This is a genomic window from Dichelobacter nodosus (genome assembly GCF_001263335.1).
GTDB lineage: Bacteria > Pseudomonadota > Gammaproteobacteria > Cardiobacteriales > Cardiobacteriaceae > Dichelobacter > Dichelobacter nodosus.
The window spans coordinates 79,454-95,986 of the sequence record NZ_LGVW01000012.1; the positions used below are offsets into that span (position 1 = coordinate 79,454).

Here is a 16,533-nt window from a genome sequence, read left to right on the forward strand (position 1 = left end):
AATCAATCCTTATGTTCCGAATCTTTAACCAAATGCGTTAACAGCTGCTCCATTCTCGCGCCGTATTCCACGGATTGATCGTAATAAAACTGCAATTCCGGCACTTTGCGGATCGATAAATTTTTGGCTAAATAATGGCGAAACTGCCCAGCTTTGGCATTGAGTTCGGCGACTAATTCTGAGCGTTCTTCTTCATTATCAAGCACATGCGTTACATAAACTTTGGCAAACGATAAATCGCGCGTTAAATGAACCGCGGTAAAAGAAAGCAAAGACGCGTGCGGGTGATGCACAATATCGACCAATGCTTGGGCTAAATCGCGGCGCATTTGTTCGCCAATGCGTCGCGTCCGATCAACTCCGTGTGCCATTATAATTTCCTTTCAATTTCAACGCGTTCATAACATTCGATTTGATCACCGACGCGAACATCGTTGTAATTTTTAACGCCCAAACCGCATTCTGTGCCGGCGCGAACTTCGTTGACGTCATCTTTAAAGCGGCGCAGCGATTCCAATTCCCCTTCATAAATAACGACATTATTACGTAATACGCGAATTGGGTTATGGCGCTTGAGTAAACCGTCTTCAACAATGCAGCCGGCAACCGCGCCGAATTTTGAGGAACGGAAAACATCGCGCACTTCTGCCAAACCAATAATTTCTTCGCGAATTTCGGGCGACAATAATCCTTGCATTGCTGCTTTTACGTCGTCAATAGCTTGATAAATAATGCTGTAATAACGCAAATCGCCGCCTTCTTCTTCGATGAGTTTTTTGGCGTTAGCTTCGGCGCGCACGTTAAAAGCAATAATGGTTGCCGATGAAGCCAGTGCGAGTTGGACGTCAGATTCCGTAATACCGCCGATTCCAGTTGCAATAATATTGACGGCAACTTCATCAGTGGATAATTCGCGCAATGAATCCGCCAGCGCTTCAACCGATCCTTGAACGTCTGCTTTAATCATCAAGCTGACTTTGCTGATTTCGCCGTCGGCATTATTAAATAAGTTTTCCAACTTGGTTTTTTGTTGCCGCGCGATGCGGATTTCTTTGAATTTTCCTTGTCGGAAGTTGGCAATTTCGCGCGCTTTACGTTCATTTTCCACGATGATGACATCATCGCCTGCGTTCGGCGTACCGGATAAACCTAAAATTTCAACCGGCGTTGAAGGACCTGCTTCTTCAAGTTCTTTACCTTTTTCGTCCAACATCGCGCGAATGCGACCGTATTCCATGCCGGCTAACATCACATTGCCTTTTTTCATCACGCCGGATTGTACGAGCACTGTTGCCACGCTGCCGCGCCCGCGATCCAAACGCGATTCAACGACTACGCCTTTGCCCACGCCAGATGATGGCGCCGTCAATTCCAACATTTCCGCTTGAATGAGTATTTTTTCAAGCAAATCATCAATACCCATGCCGCTTTTGGCAGAAACATAAGCAAATAAATGTTCGCCGCCCCATTCTTCGGAAATAACGCCTTCCTGCGATAATTCGGATTTCACGCGTTCCGGATCGGCTTCGGGTTTATCCATTTTATTAACGGCAACAATCAGCGGCACATTGGCAGCTTTAGCATGTTGAATGGCTTCTTTGGTTTGCGGCATCACGCCGTCATCGGCAGCCACCACCAAAACCACAATATCGGTGACGTTGGCGCCGCGCGCGCGCATGGCGGTAAATGCCGCGTGTCCCGGTGTATCTAAAAACGTGATTACGCCGCGTTCGGTTGTAACGCGATAAGCGCCGATATGTTGCGTAATGCCGCCGGCTTCACCAGAAACAACGCGCGTGTGGCGAATATAGTCCAGCAAAGAAGTTTTACCGTGGTCAACGTGTCCCATAATCGTAACCACCGGCGCGCGCACCACAACGTCCATTTTATTTTCAGAAGCTTGCGCCATCACTTGCTCTTCCAGTTCGTTTTCTTTCAATAAAACGTAACGATGCCCCATTTCATCGGCAATCAGCGCGGCGGTTTCTTGGTCGAGCAATTGATTAATTGTCACCATAGAACCCAGTTTCATCATGGTTTTAATCAGTTCGCTGGCTTTAACGCTCATTTTTTGCGCTAAATCGCCCACGGTAATGGTTTCAGGAATGCGCACTTCGCGACTAATCGGCGCCACTGGTTTTTCAAATTTGCCTTTTTTATTGTCATTATTGCGCCGGCGAGTGTTATTTCGCGCATTATTGCGCCGTTCGCCGCTGCGCTCGTCATCACCATTTTTCACGGCGCGTTTGCCGCTGCGGTCGTTTTTGCTGCCAAAATTGCGATCTTTACTTTGAATATGGAAACGGGTTTCAGCTTCTTCTTCATAACTTTCCCGCAATTCCACATCGCGAATGGCTTCTTGGCGTTTGCGTTCTAATTCGGCTTTTTCTTGCGCTAATCTTTTTTCGCGTTCTTGTTGTTTGCGCAATTCTTTTTCGGCGTTTAGTTTGGCTTCTTCGGCTTCTTTTTCTTGACGGATGCGCTCTTGCTCTTGCATTTGCGCTTGTAATGCCGCTTCCATTTGCAAACGTTCTTCTTCGGCGCGAATGGCTTCGGCTTCTTTTTGTTCACGTTTTGCTTTGCGCGCTTCTTCTTGCTGTTGACGTTTTTCTTCCGCCGCTAAAGCTTCTTGATATTCGCGTTCTTCATTTTCGCGTTGCGCGTTGCCTTGTTCGAGACGTTTTTTTTCGGCTAATTGTTGCGCTAATTCTCGCGGCGAAATTTTTTTCTCGCTGGATTGCGATTTGCGGGCATCGGTTTTCCGTCTGTTTGTCGTTTTTTTAGCGCCTGTTTTGCTATTTTTATCCGATTTATTATCGGATTTCGCCGCATTTTTTTCTGTGGCGGATTGTTTTTTGCGTTGCTTCATATGCCCTGCGATGGCAACTTTTTGTTCTGGGGATAAAACATCGTTTTCTACATCGTGAATCATAATCCCTGCTTCACTGATAACGTCTAATAAACGATTTATGGAAATTCTTAATTGTTTTGCTAATTCTGCTACAGTCATTTTTTTCTCTCCGCTTAAGCTTAACGAAACCACGGTTCTCTGGCTTTTAAAATTAAGGCAGCGGCTTCATTTTGCGTGGTATTGCCAATAGTGATCAGTTCTTCGACTGATAATTCTGCCAAATCTTCTTGGGTATGAATGCCTGCTGCCTGCAATTTAGCCGCTAAAACGCTGTCAACGCCTTCCATAACGCTCACAGATGTTTGCATTTCTTCTTCCGGCGTATCTTCTTCTTTAAACGCTTCTACCATGACATAGTTGGCGGCGCGCTCGAGTAAATCGTCAACGAGTTCCGCATCAAAAGCATCAATGGTTAATAATTCGTCGCGACCGGTATAAGCAACGGCTTCTGGCGTGGTGATGCCGTGCGCGATTAATTGCGTTGCCACGGTTTCGTCAACGTCTAAAATCGTGCTTAATGATTGTTCTTGTGCGGATTGGGTGGCTTGAATTTTTTCGGCAAATTCGCTTTCTGATAATACGTTAATCGTCCAGCCGGTCAATTCGCTTGCTAAACGCACGTTTTGTCCACCGCGTCCAACGGCTTGCGGCAATTTTTCTTCAGGAACGGCAATATCAATTGTTTTTGTTGCTTCATTTACACAGGTATCACTAATCACCGCCGGCGCCATCGCTTTGCGTACATAAGTTTCCGCATCATCGTCCCAAAGCACGATATCGATGCGTTCACCGGCAAGTTCATTAACAACGCCTTGCACGCGTGAGCCGCGAATGCCTACGCAAGCGCCAACGGGATCGATGCGCGGATCGAATGTCCGCACGGAAATTTTAGCGCGCAGCCCCGGATCGCGCGCCGCGCCCATGATTTCAATCATGCCGGAACTGATTTCGGGCACTTCTTTTTGAAATAATTGAATGAGCAATTCCGGCGCAATGCGGCTGATTTGCAATTGCGGCCCGCGGAGTTCGCGATTGACTTTTTCCAAATAACCTAAAATGCGATCGCCGCTGCGGAGCGGTTCGCGCGGGATCATATCGTTGCGCAAAATCGTGCCTTCAACGCCGCCTAAATCAACAATAGCGTTGCCGCGCTCGTGTCGGCGAACGATGCCGTGAACGAGTGTTCCTTCTTGTTCGATGAATTGTTGATAAATTTTTTCGCGTTCAGCTTCGCGTAGTTTTTGAATGATGATTTGTTTTGCCATTTGAGCGCTGATGCGTCCAAACGGTTCGTTTTCTATTTTTTCTTCATAAATATCACCGGCAACTAAATCTGCGTCGGGGAAATCAATGTGGGCGACGGTTTCGCGGATTTCAATATCCGTATTTTCTAAGATGGCATCGTCATCAACGATTTTCCAAACGCGGAAGGTTTCGTATTCGCCGCTTTTTCTATCGATGCTGACGCGTGTTTCAATTTCTTTATCGCCGTGACGTTTGCGCGTTGCTGCTGCCAGCGCGGCTTCGAGTGCTTCAAAAATGACGTTGCGATCAACGTCTTTTTCATTGGCAACCGCTTCAACAATTGCCAATAATTCCTTTGACATAGTGAATCCTTTTATCTGTTAAAACTGGGGCACAATGCGTGCTTTATCAATTTGGGTAAAGGGTAGATGAACTTCTGCGGCGCCGTCGGCGAGCGTTAAGGAAATGGTTTCTTTATCGTGATCAACGGCAGTCATGATGCCTTGAAATTTTCTTTTTCCTTCAAATGGAAAACGCAAGCGGCAGTGAACGGTGGCGCCGATAAATTGTTCGCATTGAGCAAGCGTAAAAAGAATGCGGTCAAGCCCTGGTGATGAGACTTCGAGGGTGTAATTGGTGGTGATGGGTTGTTCAACGTCGAGAATGGGATTGAGTTGTTCGGTGATGGTGACGATATCATCAATGCCGATTCCGCCTTCTTGCGTATCAACGTAAATGCGCAAAATGGAATTCATAGAATTATAGTGGTATTCAAGCCCCCACCAAATAAATCCCATGGATTCAACGATGGGACGCAGCAATTCTGTAACGACTTGCTCTTGTGACATGTGGTTCCTCCAGAGAGTAGGCAACAAAAAAGCCCTTTGAAAAAGGGCTTTTTATAAAAATTCTTTGGAAGCGGGGGCTGGATTCGAACCAACGACCTTCGGGTTATGAGCCCGACGAGCTACCAGACTGCTCCACCCCGCAACTGATTGAAGGGCGTATTATACTCTTTAAAATCTTTTGCGCAAGTAAATTAAAAAAATGAGCAGTTTTAATAGCGATTGTTGTTTAGTGTTATTTTTACCATCAAAATGCGTTTTATGAAAAATAATCAATATTATTCCATAATTTTATATTTGCTGGGTTTTGTTTTAAAAAGATATAAAGATAAAAAATTACTCATTCATATTTCTAAATGATCCAAAGAATCCATAAACATTGTGATTGCCGTTAAAAAAGATAATACGGCATTGCTCGAAAAAATTAATCGCAGCATTGAGCATTTAAATGCAAACTCAATGAATTACATAAAAAATGGTAAAAAGAAAAATAATTTATTTATCATTCAATAATTACTCCGATGAATATTAGTAAATTTTATTTATTATTTCGGCAATATTGATTGAATTATTTTTAATAAAATATAATAAACCATGATTTATTTTAAATGCTCTTAAAAACGATAATTTACGCCGCAATTCGCTATCGTGTCTTTTTTTTAATGGAAATCTCTCTATTTTTACACTAAATTAATATTCGGTTAACTACTTAAGTTTACCGTTTAGATAGTAAATAAAATTTAAAAAACCACTTATGGAGATATCATGAAAAAATTATTATTGGCAGCATTATTGTCATGTAGTTTGCCCTGTTTGGCAGCGGATAAATATCGCGTTGCTAGTCATCCGACTTTCGCACCGTATGAGTTTTTAGACGGAAACGGCATCATCACCGGATATGACGTTGATCTCATTCAAGAAATTGCCAAAGATCAAGGCTTTGAAGTTGAAATTCATAATGATAAATGGGAAGAACTGCTTGATAAATTAAATGATGGCAAACGCGATATGATCGTTTCTTCCTTGATGGATACTGAAGAACGGCGCCAATTGGCTGATTTGAGTAAGCCTTATTCTGAATATGAACAATTTACCGTGTTTTATAAAAGACCCGATCTGTCAATCAATTCTTTATCCGATTTGTCCGGTTTAAATGCTGGTGCGGAAAAAGGTACGGCAAACGTTGAACGGCTGAAACAAGCTGGCGCAAATGTTACTGAATTGGATAGTAATTTTGAAGGACTTAAAGCCATTATTCGGGGTTCTATTGATGCTTACTATTGCGATGAAGCATCGATGGCTTATATTTTGAGAGGATATAAAGATAAAAAATTGCCGATTCGCACTTTTAGATTGCCGAAAGAACCGGGAAAAACCGTTATCGCGGTTAAAAAAGGCAACGCGGAATTGCTCGAAAAAATCAACCGTGGCATCGATAATTTGCGCGCAAATGGAAAACTCGATGAGCTTCGTAAAAAATGGTTGGAAATGGAATCCGCTAATTAATCCGCTTACCTGTTGATTTCATTTTAAAAATATTCGCCGGCGTCACCATAAAACAAGCTTTGTTGACGCTGGCGAAGTCTTCTTTGGGAAAATCTCATCGTTCCTTAAAAAATTAATCATTTTTTATTATTTCGTTATGCGTTTACACTTGCGACCCTTTGTGTAAAATTTCCCGAGGAAAGAAGATGAAAAAATTATTACTGACTGCATTGTTATCGTGCAGTTTGCCGTGTTTTTCAGAAACTTATCAGGTTGGCACCTATCCTTTTTTTGCACCATTTGAATTTTTAGATGAAAACAGTGCAATGACCGGTTTTGATATTGAATTGATGCGAGAAATTGCCAAAGATCAAGGGTTTGAAGTTAAATTTAACAGCGATCATTGGAAAGGCATTGTGGAACAATTAGCGGAAGGTAAACGCGATTTAGTAATTTCAACATTAAGCGATTCGGAAAAACGCCGCCAATTTGCTGATTTTAGTAAACCTTATCTTGAATCCGATCGATTCATGCTCATTTATAAAAAAGCAAATCTTGCGGTGAAATCTCTAGAAGATTTGGTTAATGCGGGAGATTTAAAAATTGGCGCAGAAAGAGATACGGCCAGCGTTGATAAACTCAAGCAAGCCGGCGTGAAAAATATCATTGAGCAAGCCAGCGATTTTGAGGGATTGAAAGCGGTTGTTCGTGGCGATATCGACATTTATTACAGTTACGAACCCTCGATGAGTTTTATTTTGAAACGGCATGAAAATTTGGCAATTTATAGCTCGAAATTACCAGAAGAACCCGGTAATACCATTATTGCGGTGAGAAAAGGAAATCCCGAATTATTGGCAAAAATTAATCGCGGCATTGATAATTTGCGCGCCAACGGAAAGCTCGATGAACTTCGTAAAAAATGGTTAAATTAATGCGTTATTAAACGCATTCTTCATTGATGCTCCAATAATAGAGATCGAATTAGAATTATTTTTTGATCAATACTATTGGAGCTGTTTTTTTTGTATATAAAAAATTAATACGGCGATAATAAATTTAATATTCATCAGCGCAATCGGCAGTTATTTTTTATTTTATTGTGAAATCTAATGATTAAAAAATGGCTTTTTATGATGCGGCGCGTTTAAACTTTATTCTAAATAAATAACTGGGGAACATGATGACGCCATTATTAATTCGCCCGATTAAAAATCTTTTTCGCCTATTAGCGTTATTTTTGCTTCTGATTCTGATGACGATTTTGGGCGTTTATTTGTGGATTGAACACACAAGCCGTCCCTATCTTTATGATGACATTAACCGCGTTCCTTCCTGCGAAATCGCGCTGGTTTTGGGAACGGCAAAATATTTAACTGACGGTCGTCATAATGCTTTTTACGATGCGCGCATTGAAGCCGCCGCGCAACTTTATCACGCCGGAAAAGCGCGCTATTTTATCGTCAGCGGCGCCAATCCAAGCCGTTATTACAACGAACCTGAACAAATGCGGCTCGATTTACTCGCCGCTGGTATTCCGCCGGCGCATATTCAAGCTGATTACGCTGGTTTTCGTACTTTAGACAGCATTTTGCGCATGAAAAAAGTTTTTCAAAATCAACGTTATCTGATTATTTCACAACCTTTTCACAACGCCCGCGCGGTTTTTATTGCGCGCTGGCATCATCACGACGCCATCGCTTTTAATGCGCGCGATCCGGTCGCTTTTCAAAATAGTATGAAAACGCGCATTAGAGAATTATTTGCCCGTATTAAAGCCGTATTAGATTTATTAATACATAAACAAGCCAAATTTTATGGCGATACAATTGCCTTTCCTCAAAAAGACTCGTGAAACCAAGCGCTGAATTGAAGCGCGCACTTATCCTGCCTACAATAATGCTTTAATTGAGCCGTTAAAACGCCAAAAAAGGATTATTTTATGTTTAATTTAGATGAACAAACGGCACGCGATGCCCGTTTATTTATTAACCAACCCGTGATCGCATTAGCTGTTATTAAAACTTCCGATGCATGGGTTTTTCAAGAACCCGATCCCAAAAGTCCGCGTTTAACACAAATGCTTTATGGCGAAAATGTCACCATTCACGGGCAAAAAGATGTTTTTTACTGGGTACAAAGTCAAAGTGATTTATATTGCGGTTGGATACACGGCGCGGCATTAAGACAAGTGCCTCAATTTGAAACCAAAACTCATTGCACGCGTTTTACGGCACCGATTACCAAAGAAGCGGATTTAAAAAGTTCCTTAATTGGTTTTTTGCCGCCTGCTGCCACATTCAATATCAGCGAAACCCAAGGCGACTATGTAAAATTAGCGGAATGGGGCTGGATTCACCGCGCACATGCTTTTGAACTTAGTGAACCGCTTGATTTATTAACCGTTGCCCGCGAACAATTGGGACGCAGTTATCTTTGGGGCGGACGCGGCACCTCTGGCGTGGATTGTTCGGGATTAGTGCAAATGATTTACCGTTTTTCGGGGCGCCTCATTCCGCGAGACAGCGATTTGCAACACAAATACATGGCGCAAAATCATCAATCAGTCAATGCAAAAGAAATGTCCGCCGGTGATTTAATTTTTATTCCCAATCATGTGATGTTATACAGCGGTAATAAGAACGTTATTCATGCCAGCGGTCATCATATGCGCGTCGTGGAAGAGCCTTTGATGAGCGCGCTTGCCCACAGCGATATTGCTAAAGAACGCCTCATTATTAAAGCTTATCATTGGTAACTTTGGGACAGAAAACCGCGCCGCGCGGATTTTATGATTGCGGCACAGTTTTTTACCTTAATAAACTAAATTTCTTTTTCGTTATTTTCTGCCGGCGCCTCATCAAAACCAGAACGGATATTAACGCGCTCAATTGCGGCTAAAGGGCGCTCTTTATGATTGCGTGCGGTTAAAAGATTTTTATTCGGTACTTTTTCCTCAATCGCTGATTCCGCAGTTTTTGAATCGGTAATTATCGGATTGATCGCAGGAATTTCGGCTTTGGGCGCGGCGGTACGATCAATTGCGGGATCGATGGGTGAATCTGTTGGCTCAATAACGGGATTGACCGCAGGAATTTCAGCTTTGGGTTCTGCGGTGCGATCGATTGTTGGATCGACGGGTGAATCTGCTGACTCAATAACGGGATTGACCGCAGGAATTTCAGCTTTGGGTTCAACGGTGCGATCGATTGTTGGATCGACGGGTGAATCTGCCGGCTCAATAACGGGATTGACCGCAGGAATTTCAGCTTTTGGTTCAACGGTACGGTCGATCGTCGGATCGGGTAATGAATTCGTTGTTACGGCGACGGCATTTGCAGGATTTTCTGGTTTGGCGGCAGCGTTATCCGTTTGGAAAAGTTGTGCCGTATTATTCTGTAATTGTTGGCAAAAATCGTGATACTGTCGCTCAAACATGGCAAAAAGTTGCGTATTTTCTTGCAAAATTTTTTCAGTTCGGGAAGAAACATTTACATCAAATTTTTGCGATAAATCATCTTTTTCTGGTGGCAACATCCAATCTTGAATTTTTTGTTCAAAAACCGGCGTTTTATAATGTTTTGGCGGTCGTCGCAAAAAATACCCAAATCCTGCGCCCAGCAAAAAACTAAAAACGCCCAGCAAAATGCTGTGCATCGTTAATAATGAATTCATCATCAAATGCTCCCGTGAAAAATAAGTTTGTAGTATAACAAAATGAGCGGTTTTAACGATGAAATTATCTGGTAATTTTTCACATAAAATCAGCAGGATAAATTTTAAACGCTTTGCGTGCGGCAATAAAAAACCAGTCCGAAGACTGGTTTCATGATGATGCATTTTTAGGGTAAATCGTCTAACGGCGCTTTTTCTTTGGGCATCAAATCTCGCGGCGAAACGCCTAATTTGAGCGCGATGGCGCTGGCAACGAAAATGGAAGAATACGAACCAAAAACGATGCCGACCAACATCGCTGCGGAAAAGCCGAATAATGTGCTGCCGCCGAAAAATAGTAAAGAAATCACGGCTAAAGCGGTTGTTAACCCCGTAACAATAGTTCTTGCCATCGTTTGATTGATGGAAGCGTCAATGACTTCTTTGGCGGTTTTATGCGGTGTTTTTAAGAAATTTTCACGAATGCGGTCGTAAACTACCACAGTATCGTTAACGGAATAACCTAAAACGGCAAGCAATGCCGCGAGCACCGTTAAATCCATCGTCCAACCGGCGAGCGAAAACATTGCTGCGGTTGCGATAACGTCGTGCAATTGCGAAAGCACCGCGCCAATGGCGAATTTCATCTCAAAACGAACTGCCAAATAAATCACCAAACCCACGCAGGATAACACCAGCGCCGTGATGCCTTTTTCGATTAATTCGGATTTATATTGTCCGCCGATTTTGGATTGACCGTTGATTTTAACGTCCGGATAACGCGCTTTGATGGTGGTTACCACTTCTTGCATCAGATTATCGATGGAGCCGCGTCCATCATCGGCAAAACGAATTTGCACATCGCGCGCGCTGCCGTATTGCAAAACGGTTGCTTCCGGCAAAATTTGGTTAACGGTTTTGCGCACATCGGGAATATCAGCGGCTTCAGTATATTGCAATTCAATTGTGGCGCCGCCGGTAAAGTCCAAACCGAAATTAAAGCCCCGAAAAATCATCAATAAAAGGCATAGTACGGTCAAAATACCGGAAAGTATTAATGCGTGGCGGGCATAATTCATGTAATGAATATAAGGAATTTTTATTTGCATAATTTGATTCTCACAGTTTTATAGTCGGCTGCGCTTGTCTTAATAAAAAGAATTCTGTTAACGCACGGGTGACGTAAACCGCGGTAAACATTGAAGTCATAATGCCCACGGATAAAGTCACCGCAAATCCTTTGATAGGGCCGGCGCCAAAAATAAACAATAAAACGCCGACGATTAAAGTGGTGATATTCGCATCAACAATGGAAGACAATGCGCCGTTAAATCCCATGCGAATTGATTCTTTGATCGGACGATCGGCGGCAAGTTCTTCACGAATGCGCTCATAAATTAAAACGTTCGCATCAACTGCCATGCCCAGCGTCAACACGATCCCCGCGATTCCTGGTAATGTTAACGTTGCGCCTAATAAAGAAATGGAAGCAATCAATAAAATGAGGTTAAACGTCAACGCGATGACGGAATAAAATCCCAATTTATTGTAGTAAACCAACATAAACACGGCGATGGCAAATAATCCTAATAAAGAAGCATGCACGCCTTGATCGATATTTTGTTGACCTGCAGAAGGTCCGATGGTGCGTTCTTCAATGATGTAGACCGGCGCAATTAATGAACCCGCGCGCAGCGTCGCGGCTAATTTTTGGGCGCGTTCAAAAGGCGTCACTCCCGTAATTTGGAAATTACTGGAAAACTGCCCTTGAATGGTGGCGGAATTGGCGACGGTTTCACGTTTTTCGACATCGGTTTGCGTTTCACCGGCGGCATCGGTTTTTTCAACGGGTAAATATTCCACATACATGGTTGCCATGGGTTTTCCGATGTTATTACGCGTAATTTCCGACATGGTCGCGCCACCAGCCGAATCCAAAACAACGTTTACTTGCGGTTGTCCTTGACCATAAACCGCGCTCGCATCGATGATGTGGTCGCCGCTCATCACTACGCGCCGTTTGAGTAAAATCGGGGTGCCGTCTTCAAAAAAGCCCAATTTATCGCCAAATGGTGGACGTTTTAAGCGCACGGCGTTTGCAATATCGGCGGGCGTTGCTTTGTCGTCTACCATATAAAATTCCAAAGTTGCGGTAGAACCTAAAATTTCTTTAGCTTTGCTGACGTCTTGAATTCCAGGCAATTGAATTAAAATGCGGTCATTGCCAACGACTTGAACGGAAGGTTCGGCAACGCCCAAACTGTTAACGCGACTCGCCATGCGCATACGGTTTTGATCGGCAGCGCGGCGTTTAGCAGCATTGATGGCTTCTTCAGAATAAACAAAACGCAAACCAAATTGTCCATCGCGTTCGGCATCAAATTGTTGCACGCCTTTGGGCAACCGAGAATAAAGCGTTTCTAAAGCATTGGCGCGTTCTTCTTGGCTTTGAAACCAAACTAATGCGCCGCCATTATCCGCATTTTCCAAGCGAATATGCGGCAAAGATTTTTCTTGCAACGTTGCTCTTAACGTATCGAGTAATTCTGCGGATCGGCGTTCCAATAATTCTTTGCTGTCCACTTGCAATAAAAAGGATACGCCACCGCGCAAATCCAAACCTAAATTAGCAGGATCCAGCCCGAGCGCTTGCATCCAGCGCGGTGTATTAGCGAGCAGGTTAACGCTGATTTCGGCATCGGGATAATGTTTGGCAAGCACATCTTTAGCTTCAATTTGTTCATCGGTTTGCGCGAATAAAATATCGATATTTTCGGCGCTGCGGACGATATTTTTATAGGGAATTTTTTCTGCGGAAAGTAAAGAAGCGATGCGATCGACGGTATTTTGTTCTGCCGGCGTCGCGGTGAAACGCATTTGCACGGCAGGGCTTTTACCATACCAATTGGGCAGCGCAAAAAGTAGTCCCAGTAAAAGCACCATCACAATTAAGGCATACTTCCAAGGAGTAAATGGTTTAGGCATAACATATTCCTAAAAAACGATAAAAAGGAGACAATTCCAAGATTTTTGGAATTGTCAGGCGTGCGGATTATGAAATAATTTTTTCTTCTTTAGAATCTTTGGTTTCTTTAACTTCTTTTTCTTCAACCGCTGGTGACGTTAAATCGGCTTTTAAACTGCCTTTCGGTAAAGTTTGCACGATAAATCCTTTTTGCAACCGCACGATGATTCCTTTTGCAATTTCAATATCGATTGCTTGATCGTTGAAAGCGATGACTCTTCCCATCAATCCGCCATTAGTCATAACTTCGTCGCCTTTTTTAAGCGCTTCCAGCATGTTGCGGTGTTCTTTGGCGCGTTTTTGTTGAGGACGCAAAATTAAATACCAAATCACGGCAAACATAATGGCGATGAAAATAAATTGAACGCCGCTGCCGGAAGCATTCGCTTGCGCGGGGGCTGATTGGGCATAAGCTTGAGAAATCAAAAACATAAATACTCCTGTAATAACTCAATAATAAATTCTTACCGCTCAAAAATCGCTACAGCAAATTGCTGAAAAAAGCGATGATAAGCAATAAGAAAGAATATAAAAAGGCGGTAATTATAACGCATTCATGACCCATGATGGAGGCGGTTTACCGCAAATTCCAGCGTCCATAAACGCGTTTATTTACTTTATTTTGGGATCATTTGCGCCGTTTGACGCATGATTTTTTTGCGCTCTGGGGTGTGCGCGGTCGTACACTTTCGATAATTGTTGAAAATCTAAAAAAGTATAAATTTGCGTGGTGGAAATGCGTTGATGCCCTAATAAATCTTGCACTGCGCGAATATCGCCGCAAGCTTGCAACATATGTCCGGCAAAACTATGGCGCAACATATGCGGCGTAATATGGCGATTGGGCAGGCGGCTTTGCGCGTAACGATGCAAAATATATTCCACCGACCGCGGGTGAATACGTCGCCCCTGATTAGATACAAACAACGCCTTTTCTTCGGGCGCCGCGATTTGCGCGCGGACGTTCAACCATTTTGATAACGCCATTTTGGCATGCGTGCCGATAAAAATACGCCGTTGATAACCGCCTTTTCCCGTGATAATCAATTCATCGGGCAACCGCGCACAATCGCGCCAATTAATCGCGATCAATTCGGCAAGACGCAAACCGGCAGAATAGGCTAATTCGAATAATGCATGATTACGCAACGTTAGCGGTTCTTCGCTGTTCGGCGGCGCCAGCAAAATCGTTATTTCATCGATTGATAGCGTTTTGGGTAGCGTTTTTTTGCGAATTTTAGGAATTTGCAACGCCATTGCCGGATTATCCAAACGTTGCCGCGTTTGTTTCAACCACGAAAAATAAGTGCGCAGCGCCGCACGGTGGCGGTTGAGTGTGATCGGCGCAATGCGTTTTCGGCGCTGATGATTAAGATAACTTTGCAAAGCATTCGCTTTTTGCTGTTCGAGTTCACCGTGAAAATATCGTTGCGCTTGATTGAGTGAATAACGGTAAGTCGTGCAGGTTTGTGGAGAAAGTCCGCGTTCGTATTGGAGCGCGTGTAAAAACGCTTCAATCATAGAATTTGCCCGTGGTAAACCGCCGTGGCGCTGCCCGTCATAAAAAGCGGTTCTTTTTCTCCTGCCCAATCAATAATTAAGGAACCGCCACGCAAATCAACGTGCACCGTTTGCGCTAAATCACCACGCGCAATGCCGACGGAAACTGCCGCGCACGCGCCCGTTCCGCAAGCTAAAGTTTCGCCCACGCCGCGTTCAAAAACGCGCAGGCGAATATGTTCTCGATTAATGATTTGCATAAACCCCACGTTAACGCGTTGCGGAAATAATGGGTGTTGTTGCAATGCGCTGCCGATCGCAGTAACTGCTGCCGTTTCCACGTCATCAACGCATATCACCGCGTGCGGATTGCCCATTGAAACAATGCCGCATTCAAAATGCCCTGCAGCCAGCGACAACGGTTGAGCCAGTGCGCTTGTTTGCAGCGTGGTAAAAGGTGAAAAATCGGGCACGCCCATTTGAACGCGAAACAGTTCACTCCCATTTTGAACGCCGCAATAATCAATGATGATGGTTCTTTTTTGTGTTTGCACCACGGCAGGACGCGTAAAATCAAATAATCCGTTATCGCGAATATATTTCCCCAAACACCGCGCACCGTTGCCGCAATGTTCTACTTCGCTTCCGTCCGCGTTAAAGATACGGTAGGAAAAATCGGCAGCGCTGCTTTTGGGCGGTTCGAGCAACAAAAGTTGATCAAAACCAATGCCGCAATTGCGATGCGCCAGCGCGCTGATGTCATCTTTCGTCCAAGAAAAAGGCAGATGCAGGCAATTTAAAACAACGAAATCATTGCCCAAGCCGTGCATTTTGCTAAAAATTTTGGGTTGCATGAATTAATTATCGGCGGCAATCAGAAGCAAGCGGAATGCCGGTTTGTCCATCTTGACGAATCAGCGCGGCAACGTGGCGTTTGCTTTCGTGGGCAAAGAGTACGTATTGACCATTAGTATAAGCGGTATAACCTTGACGGCTGTCGGCGGCGTTGAGCACTAAATTTTTACCTTGCAAGTCAACTTCCACCACATCATTGGGCATAAAATTAACCGTTAACGTACCGCTGCCATTAGCGCATACAAAAACATTATTATTGCTGCTTGTTTGTTGAGCGGGTTGCGCAGCCGGCATAACAGGAATAGGTTCTGCAGCAGGCGCTTCTTTCATCACGGTTACTTCGGGTTTTGCGGCAACAGGCGCTGGCATAACTGGCGCTGCTTGTGTTATCGGTTGCAGCGTTTGTGCGGAAGCGGAACCGCCGGAAATCAAAGCAAATTTAACGTGATAGGGATAAGCTTTGCGGCTCGCAGGCAAATTGCGGCGGTTATTGACGATGCGCAATTCGTAATCACCGCTGACGGGAAGGACTTGATGATTGCCAAATTTCATGCCTAATTCTGGGCGAAAAATCGCAAATTCAAAAGCAGAAGAACCGCGATAATCGGTTACGCGGATCACATCGCCGGCGTTGCCCGAAAAACGGTAAACGTCCATGCCGAGCCCAACGATTTTTCCGCGCAATTGTGCGCTGCCGTCGGCATTTAAGGACATTGATTTAACTGCAATACGATTGCGCATTGCGGCAGCGCGCGGTGTCATTAAAGCCGTATTTTCCGGCAATTCTTGTAATTCATTGGCATACTGCTGGGCGATTTCTTGAGCGAAAGTTGTCAGTGAAGTGCTCGCAAAGCCGAGTAGCATGACCATTGGTAATAAACGCATTTTTATCTCCTTGTGTTAACTCATAATCAGCAGGCAGGTAATACCACCCGTTTTGAAAGAATCACTTTTTCAAAATAAAATTGTTGCCAAAAAGGGGCGCGGTAAGAAAGATGACAAACGGGATCCCT

The 16,533-nt window shown here is 43.9% G+C and carries 15 protein-coding genes and 1 tRNA gene; 4 read left to right on the forward strand and 12 right to left on the reverse strand.

Annotated elements, in window-relative coordinates; all coding sequences use genetic code 11:
* Window positions 1–2: 2 nt before the first annotated feature.
* From rbfA to AKG33_RS02265, 5 genes are all read right to left on the reverse strand, one after another.
* A complete protein-coding gene (gene rbfA, locus AKG33_RS02245; RefSeq protein ID WP_011927787.1) occupies window positions 3–371 on the reverse strand; it encodes a 30S ribosome-binding factor RbfA in 369 nt (122 codons plus the stop codon).
* Window positions 371–3,010 carry a translation initiation factor IF-2 gene (gene infB, locus AKG33_RS02250; protein WP_050707880.1) on the reverse strand — a complete coding sequence of 880 codons (2,640 nt, stop codon included), beginning with the start codon at window positions 3,008–3,010 and terminating at the stop codon, window positions 371–373. The genes rbfA and infB overlap by 1 nt, the downstream gene beginning before the upstream one ends.
* A gap of 20 nt (window positions 3,011–3,030) precedes the next feature.
* Window positions 3,031–4,518, reverse strand: coding sequence for a transcription termination factor NusA (gene nusA, locus AKG33_RS02255; protein ID WP_011927789.1), 1,488 nt, complete (start codon window positions 4,516–4,518; stop codon window positions 3,031–3,033).
* 18 nt (window positions 4,519–4,536) lie between these two features.
* On the reverse strand, window positions 4,537–5,004 hold the full coding sequence (rimP, locus tag AKG33_RS02260; protein WP_011927790.1) for a ribosome maturation factor RimP: 468 nt from the start codon (window positions 5,002–5,004) through the stop codon (window positions 4,537–4,539).
* Between the two features lie 65 nt (window positions 5,005–5,069).
* Window positions 5,070–5,146: transfer RNA gene (locus tag AKG33_RS02265), tRNA-Met, on the reverse strand.
* Between the two features lie 620 nt (window positions 5,147–5,766).
* Between AKG33_RS02265 and AKG33_RS02270 the strand changes: the two genes are divergently transcribed.
* The 4 genes from AKG33_RS02270 to AKG33_RS02285 all read left to right on the forward strand — a co-directional run bounded on the left by AKG33_RS02270 (window position 5,767) and on the right by AKG33_RS02285 (window position 9,244).
* Window positions 5,767–6,507, forward strand: a complete 741-nt coding sequence (locus AKG33_RS02270; RefSeq protein ID WP_050707881.1) for a transporter substrate-binding domain-containing protein — start codon at window positions 5,767–5,769, stop codon at window positions 6,505–6,507.
* A gap of 185 nt (window positions 6,508–6,692) precedes the next feature.
* Complete coding sequence (locus AKG33_RS02275) at window positions 6,693–7,421, forward strand: transporter substrate-binding domain-containing protein (RefSeq protein ID WP_011927792.1); 729 nt, start codon at window positions 6,693–6,695, stop codon at window positions 7,419–7,421.
* Between the two features lie 245 nt (window positions 7,422–7,666).
* Window positions 7,667–8,341 carry a SanA/YdcF family protein gene (locus AKG33_RS02280; protein WP_228369810.1) on the forward strand — a complete coding sequence of 225 codons (675 nt, stop codon included), beginning with the start codon at window positions 7,667–7,669 and terminating at the stop codon, window positions 8,339–8,341.
* Window positions 8,342–8,428: 87 nt separating this feature from the next.
* Window positions 8,429–9,244 carry a C40 family peptidase gene (locus AKG33_RS02285; protein WP_050707882.1) on the forward strand — a complete coding sequence of 272 codons (816 nt, stop codon included), beginning with the start codon at window positions 8,429–8,431 and terminating at the stop codon, window positions 9,242–9,244.
* 65 nt (window positions 9,245–9,309) lie between these two features.
* Here the strand turns inward: AKG33_RS02285 and AKG33_RS02290 are convergent, their stop codons facing one another.
* The 7 genes from AKG33_RS02290 to AKG33_RS02320 all read right to left on the reverse strand — a co-directional run bounded on the left by AKG33_RS02290 (window position 9,310) and on the right by AKG33_RS02320 (window position 16,405).
* A complete protein-coding gene (locus tag AKG33_RS02290; RefSeq protein ID WP_123962248.1) occupies window positions 9,310–10,164 on the reverse strand; it encodes a hypothetical protein in 855 nt (284 codons plus the stop codon).
* 164 nt (window positions 10,165–10,328) lie between these two features.
* On the reverse strand, window positions 10,329–11,249 hold the full coding sequence (gene secF, locus AKG33_RS02295; protein WP_011927796.1) for a protein translocase subunit SecF: 921 nt from the start codon (window positions 11,247–11,249) through the stop codon (window positions 10,329–10,331).
* 10 nt (window positions 11,250–11,259) lie between these two features.
* Window positions 11,260–13,125, reverse strand: coding sequence for a protein translocase subunit SecD (gene secD / locus AKG33_RS02300; RefSeq protein WP_011927797.1), 1,866 nt, complete (start codon window positions 13,123–13,125; stop codon window positions 11,260–11,262).
* Window positions 13,126–13,192: 67 nt separating this feature from the next.
* Complete coding sequence (gene yajC, locus AKG33_RS02305; RefSeq protein ID WP_011927798.1) at window positions 13,193–13,597, reverse strand: preprotein translocase subunit YajC; 405 nt, start codon at window positions 13,595–13,597, stop codon at window positions 13,193–13,195.
* A 180-nt stretch (window positions 13,598–13,777) separates the two neighbouring features.
* A complete protein-coding gene (locus AKG33_RS02310; protein WP_011927799.1) occupies window positions 13,778–14,686 on the reverse strand; it encodes a tyrosine recombinase XerC in 909 nt (302 codons plus the stop codon).
* Window positions 14,683–15,519: a diaminopimelate epimerase gene (gene dapF / locus AKG33_RS02315; protein WP_011927800.1), complete on the reverse strand. Its 837-nt coding sequence runs from the start codon at window positions 15,517–15,519 to the stop codon at window positions 14,683–14,685. Before dapF ends, AKG33_RS02310 begins: the two co-directional genes overlap by 4 nt.
* Window positions 15,520–15,526: 7 nt before the next feature.
* Window positions 15,527–16,405 carry a hypothetical protein gene (locus tag AKG33_RS02320; RefSeq protein WP_011927801.1) on the reverse strand — a complete coding sequence of 293 codons (879 nt, stop codon included), beginning with the start codon at window positions 16,403–16,405 and terminating at the stop codon, window positions 15,527–15,529.
* Window positions 16,406–16,533: the final 128 nt, after the last annotated feature.